Source organism: Rhizobium sp. NFR12 (genome assembly GCF_900108545.1).
In the GTDB taxonomy this organism is placed as follows: domain Bacteria; phylum Pseudomonadota; class Alphaproteobacteria; order Rhizobiales; family Rhizobiaceae; genus Neorhizobium; species Neorhizobium soli.
On sequence record NZ_FNWM01000002.1, the window covers coordinates 729,931 to 743,851 of the forward strand.

Consider the following 13,921-nt stretch of genomic DNA (forward strand, 5'->3'; position numbering starts at 1 on the left):
CCTTGTTCTGATATCGAGGGCCGCTGGTGTCATCTTGAGCAAGCGGATGTCAGCGGGCCGGAGGAAGCGTAATCTGGCCAATCCGGCAGCCGCGGCGGTCGACCTCCGCGCAATCGCGAAACTGTAGATCCTTGCTAAGGCAGATACGAATTTCATCGAGCTTTTCACCTTCGCAGCTCGCAGCGATACCGCGGCGGGAAAGACCCGGGTTGGCGGACATGAAGGCCTGCTCGATGGCATCAGGGGAAAGCTTGAGCGGGCTTTGCCCGCCAGCAAGGTCCGCCGGAAGTTTGACGTGCTCAAAAGCCTTGCGGACAGTGTCGAAATAGGTTGGCTGGTCGAGGCCGGTGCAGCTTCCATGCTTGCGCCACTGGTGACCGATCAGACCCATCGACGGCATGATGTCGAACAGCTTTTCACCAAGCTGGCGCGGCACGCGATCGGGTTCCGACGAGCGGCAGAAATCCGGGAAGCCGGTTTCGTATTGCGGCCAGAGCCCGTGTACGACGAAGCGGAAACGCTTGTCGGTGCCGCATTGCTGCCGGTTGCGGCCTCCGTCATCGGATGCGCAGAAGGTTGGCGACCAGGACAGAGAGAGGACGTAGAAATCGAAAGCGCCCGCACGGTCCTCGGAGCCTTGCTGACCCCGGTTGCGCTGCCGCTCCTGCGCCGTCGACGCAGTAGTGAAGGCGAGAAGGACGACGAGGCCTGCAAGGGCGGCGAACAAGCGTTTCATGGTGGGCGGCCTCCAGTCGCGCCGCACCATGAAAGGGATGCGCCGACGGGTCAAGCCTCGGCGTCGGTGTGTTCACCTCTTATCCAGAAGCATCGCTGCGAGGCGTAACGATCCTGTGCCAGCGCCGTCTTTATCGGGGGCAGGATCGTATGCAGCTCATCCTTGAGCGTGAAAGGCGGGTTGACGATGACGAGGCCCGAGCCGTTGAGGCCGGCTAGATCCCGGTCGCTTTTCACGGTCAGCTCGACGCAGAGCATTTTGGGGATATCCAGCGCGTTCAGCTGCTCGTGAAAATCCTTGATCGGTGCGCCCTTCTTCATCGGGTACCAGAGGCAATAGGTGCCGCCGGAGAACTTGCGATAGGCATTGGCGAGACCCTTGACCATCCGGTCGTACTCGCCTTCCTCCTCGAAGGGCGGATCGATCAGCACGATGCCGCGCTTTTCCTTCGGCGGCAGATGCGCGCCGAGCGCCAGCCAGCCGTCGAGTTCGGTCACACGTGCCTGGTAGTCGCCTTCGAACAGGCGCGACAGGCGGGCAAAGTCTTCCGGATGCAGCTCCATTGCCGAGAGACGGTCCTGCGGGCGAAACAGCATGCGGGCGAGTTTCGGTGAGCCGGGATAGAACTTGACGCCACCCTTCGGGTTCAGTTCCTTCACAGCACCGAGATAGGGCGCAAGAATGTCGGCCACGTCGGGAGAAAACTCCGCGTCAACCAGCTTGCCGATGCCGTCGAGCCATTCTCCGGTCTTCTGCGCTTCTTCCGAGGATAAGTCGTAGAGCCCGATGCCCGCATGCGTGTCGAGGAAGCGGAACGCCTTGTCCTTGTTCTGGGCATAAAGAACGAGGCGCGACAGAACGACGTGCTTGAGGACGTCGGCGAAATTGCCTGCGTGGTAGATGTGCCGATAGTTCATCTCAGCTTGTGTCTCGCTTGAATAAAATTGATGCACTGCAAATGGCGCTTTTTGCATCCGTCGCCATGCCATATAGAAAAGCCATGAACGTTGCGACCCCCATTCCCGAAAGCCCCGTCGTCGGTCACAATTCCGTCGGCCATACCGTCTGTCCGCATGACTGTCCGAGCGCCTGTGCGCTGGATGTCGAGCTGACCGCGGATGGCAGGATCGGTCGTGTCCGCGGCTCGTCCGACAATACCTACACGGCTGGCGTCATCTGCGCCAAGGTCGCGCGCTATACAGAGCGCATCTATCATCCCGGCCGCTTGATGGTGCCACAGCGCCGCATGGGTGCCAAGGGCGAAGGGCTCTGGCAGGAGATCTCCTGGGACGCGGCGCTGGACGAGATCGCCGACGCTTTCGTCAAGGCCGAAGCGAAGCACGGATCCGAAGCGGTCTGGCCCTATTTCTACGCGGGAACGATGGGTCAGGTGCAGCGCGATTCGATTGAGCGCCTGCGCCATGCCAAGAAATATTCCGGCTTCATGGGGACGATCTGCACCAACATGGCCTGGACCGGCTATGTGATGGGCACAGGCGCCTTGCGCGGACCCGACCCGCGCGAGATCGCGAAATCCGATTGCGTCGTGATCTGGGGCACCAACGCGGTCTCCACCCAGGTCAATGTGATGACCCATGCGATAAAGGCCCGCAAACAGCGCGGCGCCAAGATCGTCGTCATCGACATCTACGACAATCCGACAATGAAACAGGCCGACGTCAAGCTGGTGCTGCGCCCCGGCACCGATGCGGCACTCGCCTGCGCCGTGATGCATGTCGCCTTCCGTGATGGCTATGCCGACCGTGCCTATATGGCGAAATATGCCGATGATCCGGCAGGCCTCGAAGCGCATCTGAAAAGCCGCACGCCGGAATGGGCGTCGGCGATCACAGGCCTCACCGTCGAGGAGATCGAGGGGTTCGCCAGGCTCGTCGGCACCACGCCGAAGAGTTTCTTCCGGTTGGGCTACGGCTTTTCCCGTCAGCGCAACGGCACGGCGGCGATGCACGCGGCGCTGTCGATCGCGACTGTGCTCGGCTCCTGGCAGCATGAGGGCGGCGGCGCCTTCCACAACAACGGCGAGATATATCGATTCAACAAGGCCGAGCTGATGGGCACGGCCTACAAGGATCCGGACATCCGCATGCTCGACCAGTCGCAGATCGGCCGTGTGCTGACCGGCGACGCGGAGGCTCTCCGTCATCGCGGACCGGTGACGGCGCTGTTGATCCAGAACACCAACCCGATGAACATTGCCCCGGAACAGCGCCTGGTACGCGAAGGCTTCCTGCGCGACGATCTTTTTACCGCCGTCCACGAGCAGTTCATGACCGATACGGCAAAGGTTGCCGATATCGTTCTGCCCGCGACCATGTTCCTCGAGCATGACGACCTTTATCGCGGCGGCGGGCATCAGCATATCCTGCTCGGCCCGAAACTGGTCGAGCCGCCGGCAACGGTGCGCACCAACCTCTTCGTCATCGAGGAACTGGCAAAGCGTCTGGGCGTCGACGGATTTACCGGCTTCGGCATGGACGAGCGTACCCATATCGACCGTATCCTGAGCGCCAGCGGTTGGGGATCCTATGACGCGCTGAAGGCCGACAAGTGGATCGATGCGCAACCGGATTTCGACACTGCGCATTACATCAACGGCTTCGGCTATCCGGACGGCAAATTCCGCTTCAGCCCCGACTGGATCAATGGCCCATCGCCGGACCGGACGCCCGATAGCGTCGGTCCGCTCGGGCCGCATGGGCAGTTGCCACGTTTTCCGGACCAGGTCGACGTGATCGAGACGGCCGACGCCGAGCATCCGTTCCGCCTCGCGACCTCGCCGTCGCGCCGCTTCCTCAATTCATCCTTTGCCGAGACCAAAAGCTCGGTGGAGAAGGAAGGGCGGCCGGACGTGATGATCGATCCGACGGACGCCGCACGTCTCGACATCGTTGACGGCGATATAGTCACGCTCGGCAACCGTCGGGGCGAGATCCGTCTGCATGCGAGACTCGTGGCCGGCGCGAAACCGGGCGTGCTGATCGCCGAAGGACTGTGGCCCAACGACGCGCATCTCGACGGCGAGGGCATCAACGTCCTCACCGGCGCCGACCCGGTGGCGCCTTTCGGAGGTGCTGCCGTGCACGACAACAAGGTTTGGCTACGCAGGGAAATCGCATGAGCGACGTGAATGACCGGGTGAAGATCGTCAGCGATACGACGCTGTCGCAGGGCTGGACGCGGCTTTCCGATTATCAACTCGACTATACCGATCGCAACGGCGAGACGCAGCGGATCAAGCGCGAGGTTTTCCATCGCACGCCGGCCGCCTGCATCCTGCTGCACGACCGCGAACGCGATATCGTGGTCCTTGTCAAACAGTTCCGGCTGCCCGCACATCTCATCGGCGAGCCGTCCTTCATGATCGAGGTCCCGGCCGGCCTTCTTGATGGCGAAGACGCCGAAGACGCGATCCGCCGCGAGGCGATGGAGGAAACCGGCTACCGGATCCGCGACGTGCGTTTCGTCTTCAAGGCACTGACGTCGCCGGGCTCCGTGACGGAGGTCATCCACTTCTTCCACGCCTCGATCGATCTTTCCGACCGGATCAACGAGGGTGGCGGGCTCGCCGACGAGCACGAGGATATAGAAGTGCTTGAGCTTCCGCTCGACAAGGCCGTCACGATGATCACCGACGGCGAGATCATCGATGCCAAGACAATCATGCTGCTGCAGTGGGCCGTGCTTAACCGGGCGGCGCTTTAGGCCCGCACGAGGCTGCACCCGGCCGACGGGGCTGCCGCGATCAACTGCTTGTCGAGCGTTGCGAGTTCGAGGTTTTCCTCGAGCGACAGCGCAAGATAGGCGGCGTCGTAGGCGGATAGCTGGTAACGGGCTATCAGCTCGAGGATACGCCCGTCCTCTTGCCCTGTGACGGTCGTGATTTCCAGCTCTCGCAAGCGTGTCATCGATGTAGCAACATCTTCCAAGACGATCCGCTTCCTTCGGGCGGCGATAGTCAGCAGGCTGCGCATTTCGTGCCAGAAAAGGTCAGGCACAACCGCGCCCAACGCCACTGAGACTTTCAAGACATGGTTCGAATATGGATTGGCCTCATCAGCTATGAACCAGCCGGCTGCAACCGAGGCATCAACCACGAAAGTCTGCACTAACGCCGACCTTCTTTTTTCCATTCGTCGATTTCTTCGGCAGTGGCGGACATTCGAGCGTCGCGCTCAGATATGATCGTCTCAATAAGGGCCCGCCGCCGCGCGAGTTGTTCTTCGGTGAACTCAGCACTCATACCGGGCGTGGCCGCGATCGGGCTGAGCCGCGCGACCGGTGTTTCGCCACGCGCAATCACCACCTCCTGGCCGGCTTCGACGAGGGGCAGGAGCTCGGAAAGTTCGGTTTTCGCATCACCCAGCTTGACCGTGATCGTCATCTCACACCTCCGGTTCAATCCAAGGTAGTCCGCGCCAAGCCGGTCGTCAAATGGCTGGTCGTTGGGAGGGATGCATCGCTTCCACGTCGGGGAACAATTGCCAGAGACCTCCCGTTAGACTGGTTCAATTGCCGGAAGAAGGGATGCAAAGATGACCATGATCACCACCCGCGACGGAACGCAGCTTTATGTCAAGGACTGGGGTCCGAAGACCGGCCGTCCCGTTATCATGATGCACGGTTGGCCGCTGACGTCGGACACTTGGGACGACTTCGCGGTGGTGGCAGCAGACGCCGGTTTCCGCGCCATTTCCTATGACCGACGCGGGTTCGGCCGCTCCGAACAGCCGTGGGACGGTTATGAGTACGATACGCTGGCCGACGATCTTGCCGATGTCATCGAGGCGACCGGCGCGCAGGATGCGGCACTGTTCGGCTTTTCCATGGGCGGCGGCGAGGTTGCCCGCTACATGTCGCGCCACGGCGGCGAGGGCGTTTCCAAGGCCGCGCTGATCGCGTCGGTCGTGCCCTATATGGCGCAGACGCCCGACAACCCTGATGGTGTGCCGCAGTCGGTGTTCGACGAGATGACGGCCGGCATGAAGGAAGACCGGGCGCATTTCTTCCACGGCTTTTTGAAAAGCTTCTACGGCGTCGGCGTGTTCACCGGTTCGGTGAGCGAAGCCGTGCTCGACTGGTCGTTCCAGCAGACGATGATGGCGGGTCTTCGGCCAACGCTTGCTTGCGCCAAGGCCTTCTCCTCGACGGATTTCCGTCCGGACCTGCCGAGCTTCAAGGTGCCGACGCTGATCATCCACGGAACAGGTGACCAGACCGTGCCGATCGAGACGTCCGGCCGTGCCGCCGCTGCCGCGATCCCTGGCGCGACGCTGATCGAGTACGACGGCGCGCCCCACGGGCTGTTTGCCTCGAACAAGCAGCAGCTGACGGACGACCTGATGGCGTTCCTGCGTAGCTAAGTGATGAACGCTGCACGCCGGATGGGTATCGCCGGCGTGCGGCGCGGAAGTGTACTAAACCTCTGAGTCGAATTTTGCCCTGCCGGCCTTGAGACTGACGCCTCCCGTTGCCAGAAGCGCAAGCGCTTCCGGGTAAAGCCGGTGTTCGACGGTCAGTACCCGTGCGGCGAGCGTATCAGGCGTGTCGTCGATATGAACGGGCACGCAGTCCTGCGCGACAATCGGGCCTTCGTCCATGCCTTCGGTCACGAAATGCACCGTACAACCGGCGACCCTCATCCCGGCATCGAGCGCGCGCTGATGCGTGTGCAGACCCGGAAACAACGGCAGGATTGATGGGTGGATGTTGAGCATCCGGCCCTCGTAGCGGGAAATGAACTCTCCCGAAATCAGCCGCATATAACCCGCAAGACAGATAATATCCGGCTGAATACCCGATAGAGCCGCCAGGATCGCCGCCTCGTGCTCAGCCTTGCCGGCATAGGACTTGCGCTCGAAGGCGAGTGTCTGGATGCCGCGCGCCTCAGCCTTCGCAAGCCCGCCGGCTTGCGGTTTGTCGGAGATGACGGCAACGATTTCGGCCGGGAAGCCTGGATCTTCACAGGCGTCCGCCAGCGACAGCATGTTGGAGCCGCCGCCGGAAATAAACACGACGACGCGCTTCTTCTGCACGCTGGCGAGTGCTTCGCTCATAGACCGAGCGTGCCCTTGTAGACGACGCCTGCTTCGCCTTCTGCACGGTCGATCATGCGGCCGAGCGGGACGACGATTTCGCCTTCGCGGGTGAGCACATCCGTCACCGTCTGCGCATTCTCAGCCGAAACGACGACGATCATGCCGATGCCGCAGTTGAACGTGCGTAGCATTTCCTTCGGCTCAACACCGCCGGTCTTTGCCAGCCACGAGAACACGGGCGGAACAGGGATCGAGTCGAGATCGACTTCGGCCGCTAGGTTCTTCGGCAGCACGCGCGGAATGTTTTCGGGAAAGCCGCCGCCAGTGATGTGGGCGAGCGCCTTCAGGGCGCCGGTTTCGCGGATCGCCTTCAGCAGCGGCTTCACATAGATGCGGGTCGGCGTCAAAAGCGCTTCGCCGAGCGACTTGCCGTCGAAGAACGGCGCAGGCGCGTCCCAGCCGAGGCCGGAGATCGAGACGATCTTGCGCACCAGCGAAAAACCGTTGGAATGCACGCCCGAGGAGGTGAGGCCAAGAATGACGTCGCCGGCGGCCAGGTCGCCGACTGGCAGAAGCTGGCCACGTTCGGCAGCGCCCACTGCAAAGCCGGCAAGGTCGTAGTCGCCATCGGAATACATGCCCGGCATTTCTGCCGTCTCGCCGCCGATCAGCGCACAGCCTGCATCGACGCAGCCCGCAGCGATGCCCTTGACGATGGCAGCGCCCTGGTCCGGATCAAGCTTGCCGGTGGCAAAGTAGTCAAGAAACAGCAGCGGCTCTGCGCCCTGCACGACGAGGTCGTTGACGCACATGGCGACGAGATCGATGCCGACCGTGTCGTGGAAATTGGCATCGATCGCGATCTTCAGCTTGGTGCCGACGCCGTCATTGGCAGCCACCAGGATCGGATCGGTAAATCCTGCAGCTTTCAGGTCGAACAGGCCGCCGAAGCCACCGATTTCGCCGTCTGCGCCGGGACGGCGGGTTGAGCGTACCGCCGGCTTGATCTTCTCGACCATCAGGTTGCCCGCGTCGATATCGACGCCGGCATCGCTATAGGTGAGACCGTTCTTGCCCGTCTCGCTCATCGTAATTCTCCGTTGGGACATGCCGCGCGAACCGAAGATCGAGACCTTTCGGCGTGGTGCGGCTGCGCAAAAATCTCCGGCCCGCCATTGCATGACAAGGCGGAGGATGCAAGCAGAAGCGTGGGCTTTCAAGGCTTTTCACAGGCCCGGCCTCTGGCGACGCGGCGAAGTCGATGCCGATCTTGACCTTACCCGGTCCGGGCTCATATGCGTGATACCGGGAATGCAGTGCAAAAAAGGACGTAAAGATGCCCTATCATATTAGCGGAGCGAGCCTTCGCCGCCATGTCTTCTTCTGGGCAGCCGTTCTTTTCATCTTCGCGCTGTTTCTGTGGTTTTTCAGCTCCATCCTTCTTCCCTTCGTCGCAGGCATGGCGCTCGCCTATTTCCTCGATCCTGTCGCAGACTGGCTGCAGCGCCGCGGACTAAGCCGGATGATGGCTTCCGTGCTAATCCTGGTCTCGTTCGTCACGGTGTTCGCGCTGTCGCTGATGCTGGTCATCCCGATCATCGTCACCCAGTTCACCCAGTTCGCCGCCGCTTTACCCGGTTACATCACCCAGTTGCAGCAGATCATTTCCAACCCGGAGAACTCGTTCCTGCCGAGCTGGGTCTCCAGCCAGATCGAGACCGTCAAACAGAATTTCTCCGAAGTGCTGAGCCAGGGCGCCGGTTTCATCGGCACCCTGTTTGCGCAGATCTGGAACTCCGGCAAGGCGATCGTCGACGTCGTGTCGCTCCTGATCGTTACCCCGGTCGTCGCCTTCTATCTGCTGCTGGACTGGGACCGCATGGTGTCGAAAGTCGATAGCTGGATCCCGCGCGATCAGGTCCAGACGGTGCGCGATATCGCCCGCGACATGGATGGATCCGTCGCCGGCTTTATCCGCGGCCAGGGATCGCTCTGCCTTATCCTCGGCATCTACTATGCCGTCGGTCTGTCGCTGGTGGGCCTGAATTTCGGTCTGCTGATCGGCTTCGTCGCCGGCATGATCTCGTTTATTCCCTATATCGGTTCGATGATCGGTCTGATCATGGCGATCGGTGTGGCGCTCGTACAGTTCTGGCCGGACTATCTGTGGATCATGGCGGTCGCTGCCGTGTTCTTCTCCGGCCAGTTCCTGGAAGGCAATATCCTGCAGCCGAAGCTGGTCGGCGAAAGCGTTGGTCTGCATCCGGTCTGGCTGATGTTTGCGCTGTTTGCCTTCGGTGCCATGTTCGGCTTTGTCGGTCTTCTTCTGGCCGTGCCCGCAGCGGCAGTCGTCGGTGTGCTTGTCCGCTTCGCGATCTCACGGTATCTTGACAGCGATCTCTATTACGGCCGATCGGTAGATCTGCCGTGGGAAGGGGCGCCACAGGCCGTGGTCAATGAAAATACCGGCATGCAGCGTCTCGATGCTCCCAAGAGCGACCAGAAAGACATCTGAAAAGCGAATGACCGGATCGAGCGAACGCGACCAGCGCAGAAGCGAACAGCTTCCGCTGCAATTCACCCATGATTCCGCGCAGAGCCGGGATGATCTCCTGGTCTCTGAACGGCTGGCCGCCGCGGTCTCGATCGTCGATGAATGGCCGGCTTGGCCATCGCCCGTTGTCATCCTCGCCGGCCCGATCGGTTCCGGAAAATCGCATCTCGCCCATATTTGGCGGGAGCGGGCAGGGGCTGCCGAGATCCAGCCGATCTCGGGTTCGAATGCAGCAACTGTCGCAGCGGACGGCCCGGTGCTGTTTGAGGACGCCGATCGGCGCGACTTCGACGAGACGACGCTTTTCCACGTCATCAATGCCGTGCGCCAGAATGGCCGCACTTTGTTGATGACATCGCGTCTATGGCCGATGTCCTGGTCCGTGACGCTGCCAGACCTCAAATCACGGCTGAAGGCTGCAACCGTGGTGGAAATCGGCGAGCCCGATGAGGAATTGCTGGCCCAGGTGATGGTAAAACTGTTTGCCGATCGTCAGCTTTATATTGATGACAAACTTCTCAGTTACATCGTCACTAGGATGGAGCGATCCCTGGGCGCTGCGCAGACCATCGTCGACCGGCTTGACCGGTTGGCATTGGCGCGCGGGACCCGGATCACCCGTCCTCTGGCGACCGAAGTCCTTAAGGATTTCGGCAGTGCCGGACCGAATGATTAGCAACGTCTGCGCCGGCAATTGACTATGACGGTCGCGTCGTCAAACGTATCGCACGGCCCCACGCATACCGGTTATGGGGCTGGCTCTGGGATGGATGAAGATGGAATCGATGACGACCGAGATTGAGCAGCCCAAAAAGGGCGAGGCAGCCAGCAGGGACGAAGCGGCGGATGTGGGCGAGGCGCTGCTTTCCAGCCCCGAGCGGTTCATCAACCGCGAGTTTTCCTGGCTGCAGTTCAACCGCCGCGTTCTCGAGGAAACGCTGAACGCGTCGCATCCGCTTCTGGAGCGCATCCGCTTCCTGTCGATCTCGGCTGCAAACCTCGACGAATTCTTCATGGTGCGCGTTGCCGGTCTTGAGGGGCAAGTCCGCCAGGGCATCGTCATCAAGAGCCCCGATGGCAAGACGCCGGCAGAACAGCTGGATGCGATCCTGCAGGAAATCGACAATCTGCAGATGGAGCAGCAGGCCTCGCTCGCCGTGTTACAGCAGTATCTGGCGCAGGAAGAGATTTTGATCGTCCGTCCGGCAGCACTTTCGGACGAAGACCGTAACTGGCTGTCCGGGACGTTCGACGACGAGCTGTTCCCGATCCTGACACCGCTTTCGATCGATCCGGCGCATCCGTTCCCGTTCATCCCCAATCTTGGCTTCTCGATGGGGCTGCAATTGCACAGCCTGAACGGCAAGGAGCCGATGACGGGTCTTCTGCGCCTGCCGACGACGCTTGACCGCTTCATCCGTCTGCCCGACGACGCAAACACGATCCGCTACATCACGCTCGAAGATGCGGTCGCCATGTTTACCGACCGGCTTTTCCCCGGTTACGAGGTCAAGGGCGGCGGTACGTTCCGCATCATCCGCGACAGCGATCTCGAAGTCGAGGAAGAAGCCGAAGATCTGGTGCGCTTCTTCGAGACGGCTCTCAAGCGCCGCCGTCGCGGGAAGGTCATCCGCATCGAGACCGATTCGGAAATGCCGGCGGAACTGCGCCAGTTCGTGGTGCAGGAACTCGGGGTTCCGGACAACCGCGTCGCGGTCTTGCCGGGTCTTCTGGCACTCAACACGCTGTCGGAAATCACCAAGGCGCCGCGCGACGATCTGCGGTTCGAAAGCTACAACGCCCGATTTCCCGAACGCGTCCGCGAACACGCCGGAGACTGCCTCGCCGCCATCCGCGAAAAGGACATGGTGGTCCACCACCCGTACGAGAGTTTCGACGTTGTGGTGCAGTTTCTTCTTCAGGCAGCCCGTGACCCCGACGTCCTCGCCATCAAGCAGACCCTCTACAGAACCTCCAACGACAGCCCCATCGTCCGAGCCCTGATTGATGCGGCCGAGGCCGGCAAGTCGGTGACGGCGCTGGTCGAGTTGAAGGCACGCTTCGACGAAGAGGCCAACATCCGCTGGGCGCGAGACCTGGAGCGCGCTGGCGTGCAGGTCGTTTTCGGCTTTATCGAGCTCAAGACACATTCGAAGATGTCGATGGTGGTGCGCCGTGAGGACGGCAAGCTGAGAACCTACTGCCACCTTGGTACTGGCAACTACCATCCCATCACCGCAAAGATCTACACGGACCTTTCCTTCTTCACCTGCAACCCGAAGATCGCCCACGACATGGCGAATATCTTCAACTTTATCACCGGTTACGGCGAGCCGAAGGAAAGCACCAAGATCGCCATGTCGCCCTACACGCTGCGACCGCGCATTCTCAAACACATCGAGGAAGAGATCGCGCACGCGAAGGCGGGAGCTCCGGCCGCGATCTGGATGAAGATGAATTCACTGGTCGATCCCGAGATTATCGACGCCCTCTATCGCGCCAGCCGCGCCGGTGTCGAAATCGATCTGGTCATCCGCGGCATCTGCTGCCTGCGCCCGCAGGTATCCGGTCTTTCCGACAATATCCGCGTCAAATCGATCGTCGGGCGCTTCCTCGAACACAGCCGCATCTTCTGCTTCGGCAACGGTAACGGCCTGCCTTCGGACAAGGCTTTGCTCTACATCGGGTCCGCCGACATGATGCCCCGCAACCTCGATCGCCGCGTCGAAACGCTGGTACCGCTGCTCAATCCGACCGTGCACGAGCAGGTTCTTTCACAGATCATGCTGGGCAATCTCATTGACAATCAACAGAGCTACGAGATATTGGCGGACGGTACGTCAAGGCGCATGGAAGTGCGCAAGGGTGAAGAACCGTTCAACGCGCAGCATTATTTCATGACCAATCCTAGCCTCTCGGGGCGTGGTGAAGCCCTGAAATCCAGCGCTCCGAAACTGATTGCCGGCGTCATGTCCGGACGCAAAAAGTAGCCGGCAAGAACAGTCAAGAAATAGGCAGCATGGTACGATCTGAAGCTCAAGGGCGCCTGCCTGGCATCGCCCCTGTTTCCGTCATCGACATTGGCTCGAACTCGGTTCGCGTGGTGATTTACGAAGGCCTGACCAGGGCACCGACCGTTCTCTTCAACGAGAAGGTTCTGTGCGGTCTTGGCAAGGGTCTCGGCTCGAACGGCCGGATGGACGACGAGGGCGTGTTGCGCGCGCTCGCCGCTCTCAGACGGTTCAAGGCGCTGTCCGACCAGGCGCAGGCGACGGAAATCTACGTCCTTGCAACGGCCGCCGCCCGCGAAGCCTCCAACGGCCCTGATTTCATCGCCAAGGCGGAGGAAATCCTCGGCCAGGAAATCCAGCTCCTGTCCGGCGAGGAAGAAGCCAAGTATTCGGCTCTCGGCGTGATCAGCGGCTTCCACGATGTCGACGGTGTTGCCGGCGATCTTGGCGGCGGTTCGCTTGAACTGATCGACATCAAGGGACATGAGTTCGGCAAGGGGATCACCCTGCCTCTCGGCGGCCTGCGCCTGTCGGAATCATCAGGTGGCTCCATCTCCAAGGCGCGCACCTTTGCCCGCAAGCAGGTCAATACCGCCCGCTTCCTGGAAAAGGGCGAGGGCCGCACCTTCTACGCCGTTGGCGGTACCTGGCGCAACATCGCCAAGCTGCACATGGAAATCACCAAATATCCGCTGCACATGATGCAGGGGTATGAACTGACCTTCGAGGAAATCCAGAAATTCCTCGAGGACGTGATTGATGCCAAGGATTCCAAGGATCCTGCCTGGCAGGCCGTCTCGAAAAGCCGTCGTTCGCTTCTGCCCTTCGGCGCCGTGGCCCTGCAGGAAGTGCTCTCCGTCATGAAGCCGTCGGTCGTCAGCTTTTCGGCGCAGGGGGTGCGGGAAGGCTATCTCTATCATCTGATGCCGGATGAGGAAAAGCAGGCCGATCCGCTGGTCGTGGCTGCCGATCAACTCGCCATCCTGCGCGCGCGTTCGCCGGAACATGCGCGCGAGCTTGCCGATTGGACCGGCCGCATGGTGCCGTTCTTCGGCATTACCGAGACCGAGGAAGAAAGCCGCTATCGCAGGGCTGCCTGCCTGCTGGCCGATATCAGCTGGCGTGCGCATCCCGATTACCGCGGCGCCCAGGCACTTAACGTCATCGCCCACTCGTCCTTCGTCGGCATTACCCATGCGGGCCGCGCCTACCTAGCGCTCGCCAACTACTACCGGTTCGAGGGTTTGAGCGACGACGGTGCCACCGGCCCGCTCTCGACGATCGCGACACCGCGGCTTCTTGAGCTCGCCAAACTGCTCGGCGGGCTTTTGCGGGTCGTCTATCTGTTTTCGGCCTCGATGCCTGGCATCGTCAATAACCTGACCTTCCGACAGTCGAGTTCGCCCGATCTCGACATGGAATTCGTCGTTCCGCACGCTTACCGCAACTTCGCTGGGGAGCGGCTGGAAGGTCGGCTGCAGCAGCTTGCCAAGCTGACCGGCAAGAAGCTCGCCTTCGTGTTCAAATAGCAGCTGTTGCGAGAACAGATGCATCAGATCTAGAC

Annotated in this window: 13 protein-coding genes; 7 read left to right on the forward strand and 6 right to left on the reverse strand. The window is 61.2% G+C overall.

Annotated elements, in window-relative coordinates:
* Positions 1–49: 49 nt before the first annotated feature.
* Positions 50–736, reverse strand: a complete 687-nt coding sequence (locus BLW69_RS10860; protein WP_062453308.1) for a ribonuclease T2 family protein — start codon at positions 734–736, stop codon at positions 50–52.
* A 50-nt stretch (positions 737–786) separates the two neighbouring features.
* On the reverse strand, positions 787–1,653 hold the full coding sequence (locus BLW69_RS10865; protein ID WP_092661912.1) for a 23S rRNA (adenine(2030)-N(6))-methyltransferase RlmJ: 867 nt from the start codon (positions 1,651–1,653) through the stop codon (positions 787–789).
* Positions 1,654–1,736: 83 nt separating this feature from the next.
* Here BLW69_RS10865 and BLW69_RS10870 point away from each other — a divergent pair, with 83 nt between their 5' ends.
* On the forward strand, positions 1,737–3,875 hold the full coding sequence (locus tag BLW69_RS10870) for a molybdopterin-containing oxidoreductase family protein (RefSeq protein ID WP_092662524.1): 2,139 nt from the start codon (positions 1,737–1,739) through the stop codon (positions 3,873–3,875).
* Positions 3,872–4,459, forward strand: coding sequence for an NUDIX domain-containing protein (locus BLW69_RS10875; protein WP_092661914.1), 588 nt, complete (start codon positions 3,872–3,874; stop codon positions 4,457–4,459). Before BLW69_RS10870 ends, BLW69_RS10875 begins: the two co-directional genes overlap by 4 nt.
* Here the strand turns inward: BLW69_RS10875 and BLW69_RS10880 are convergent.
* Together BLW69_RS10880 and BLW69_RS10885 are read right to left on the reverse strand one after the other, a co-directional pair.
* Positions 4,456–4,887, reverse strand: a complete 432-nt coding sequence (locus BLW69_RS10880) for a type II toxin-antitoxin system VapC family toxin (protein WP_092661916.1) — start codon at positions 4,885–4,887, stop codon at positions 4,456–4,458. The two genes, BLW69_RS10875 and BLW69_RS10880, sit on opposite strands and share 4 nt — an antisense overlap.
* A complete protein-coding gene (locus BLW69_RS10885; protein ID WP_062579918.1) occupies positions 4,863–5,138 on the reverse strand; it encodes a type II toxin-antitoxin system Phd/YefM family antitoxin in 276 nt (91 codons plus the stop codon). The genes BLW69_RS10880 and BLW69_RS10885 overlap by 25 nt, the downstream gene beginning before the upstream one ends.
* 151 nt (positions 5,139–5,289) lie before the next feature.
* Between BLW69_RS10885 and BLW69_RS10890 the strand changes: the two genes are divergently transcribed.
* A complete protein-coding gene (locus tag BLW69_RS10890; RefSeq protein WP_092661917.1) occupies positions 5,290–6,117 on the forward strand; it encodes an alpha/beta fold hydrolase in 828 nt (275 codons plus the stop codon).
* A 54-nt stretch (positions 6,118–6,171) separates the two neighbouring features.
* Here BLW69_RS10890 and purN read toward each other — a convergent pair whose 3' ends face one another.
* Positions 6,172–6,810, reverse strand: a complete 639-nt coding sequence (purN, locus tag BLW69_RS10895) for a phosphoribosylglycinamide formyltransferase (RefSeq protein ID WP_092661919.1) — start codon at positions 6,808–6,810, stop codon at positions 6,172–6,174.
* Positions 6,807–7,880 (reverse strand): phosphoribosylformylglycinamidine cyclo-ligase, encoded by a 1,074-nt coding sequence (gene purM / locus BLW69_RS10900; protein ID WP_062453300.1) that lies wholly within the window; start codon positions 7,878–7,880, stop codon positions 6,807–6,809. The genes purN and purM overlap by 4 nt, the downstream gene beginning before the upstream one ends.
* A gap of 248 nt (positions 7,881–8,128) precedes the next feature.
* Here purM and BLW69_RS10905 point away from each other — a divergent pair, with 248 nt between their 5' ends.
* The 4 genes from BLW69_RS10905 (at position 8,129) to ppx (ending at position 13,886) form a co-directional block, all read left to right on the forward strand.
* Positions 8,129–9,307 (forward strand): AI-2E family transporter, encoded by a 1,179-nt coding sequence (locus BLW69_RS10905; RefSeq protein WP_062453299.1) that lies wholly within the window; start codon positions 8,129–8,131, stop codon positions 9,305–9,307.
* 7 nt (positions 9,308–9,314) lie between these two features.
* Positions 9,315–10,022 carry a DnaA regulatory inactivator HdaA gene (hdaA, locus tag BLW69_RS10910; protein WP_092661921.1) on the forward strand — a complete coding sequence of 236 codons (708 nt, stop codon included), beginning with the start codon at positions 9,315–9,317 and terminating at the stop codon, positions 10,020–10,022.
* A 100-nt stretch (positions 10,023–10,122) separates the two neighbouring features.
* Positions 10,123–12,336, forward strand: a complete 2,214-nt coding sequence (locus BLW69_RS10915) for an RNA degradosome polyphosphate kinase (RefSeq protein ID WP_175487265.1) — start codon at positions 10,123–10,125, stop codon at positions 12,334–12,336.
* A 29-nt stretch (positions 12,337–12,365) separates the two neighbouring features.
* Complete coding sequence (gene ppx / locus BLW69_RS10920; RefSeq protein WP_092661923.1) at positions 12,366–13,886, forward strand: exopolyphosphatase; 1,521 nt, start codon at positions 12,366–12,368, stop codon at positions 13,884–13,886.
* Positions 13,887–13,921 lie beyond the last annotated feature (35 nt).

Bases quoted from the DNA above. Each gene is read 5' to 3' on its own strand.
- BLW69_RS10860 (WP_062453308.1), bottom strand. From the start codon at position 736: ATGAAACGCTTGTTCGCCGCCCTTGCAGGCCTCGTCGTCCTTCTCGCC.
- BLW69_RS10865 (WP_092661912.1), bottom strand. From the start codon at position 1,653: ATGAACTATCGGCACATCTACCACGCAGGCAATTTCGCCGACGTCCTC.
- BLW69_RS10870 (WP_092662524.1), top strand. From the start codon at position 1,737: ATGAACGTTGCGACCCCCATTCCCGAAAGCCCCGTCGTCGGTCACAAT.
- BLW69_RS10875 (WP_092661914.1), top strand. From the start codon at position 3,872: ATGAGCGACGTGAATGACCGGGTGAAGATCGTCAGCGATACGACGCTG.
- BLW69_RS10880 (WP_092661916.1), bottom strand. From the start codon at position 4,887: ATGGAAAAAAGAAGGTCGGCGTTAGTGCAGACTTTCGTGGTTGATGCC.
- BLW69_RS10885 (WP_062579918.1), bottom strand. From the start codon at position 5,138: ATGACGATCACGGTCAAGCTGGGTGATGCGAAAACCGAACTTTCCGAG.
- BLW69_RS10890 (WP_092661917.1), top strand. From the start codon at position 5,290: ATGACCATGATCACCACCCGCGACGGAACGCAGCTTTATGTCAAGGAC.
- purN (WP_092661919.1), bottom strand. From the start codon at position 6,810: ATGAGCGAAGCACTCGCCAGCGTGCAGAAGAAGCGCGTCGTCGTGTTT.
- purM (WP_062453300.1), bottom strand. From the start codon at position 7,880: ATGAGCGAGACGGGCAAGAACGGTCTCACCTATAGCGATGCCGGCGTC.
- BLW69_RS10905 (WP_062453299.1), top strand. From the start codon at position 8,129: ATGCCCTATCATATTAGCGGAGCGAGCCTTCGCCGCCATGTCTTCTTC.
- hdaA (WP_092661921.1), top strand. From the start codon at position 9,315: ATGACCGGATCGAGCGAACGCGACCAGCGCAGAAGCGAACAGCTTCCG.
- BLW69_RS10915 (WP_175487265.1), top strand. From the start codon at position 10,123: ATGGAATCGATGACGACCGAGATTGAGCAGCCCAAAAAGGGCGAGGCA.
- ppx (WP_092661923.1), top strand. From the start codon at position 12,366: ATGGTACGATCTGAAGCTCAAGGGCGCCTGCCTGGCATCGCCCCTGTT.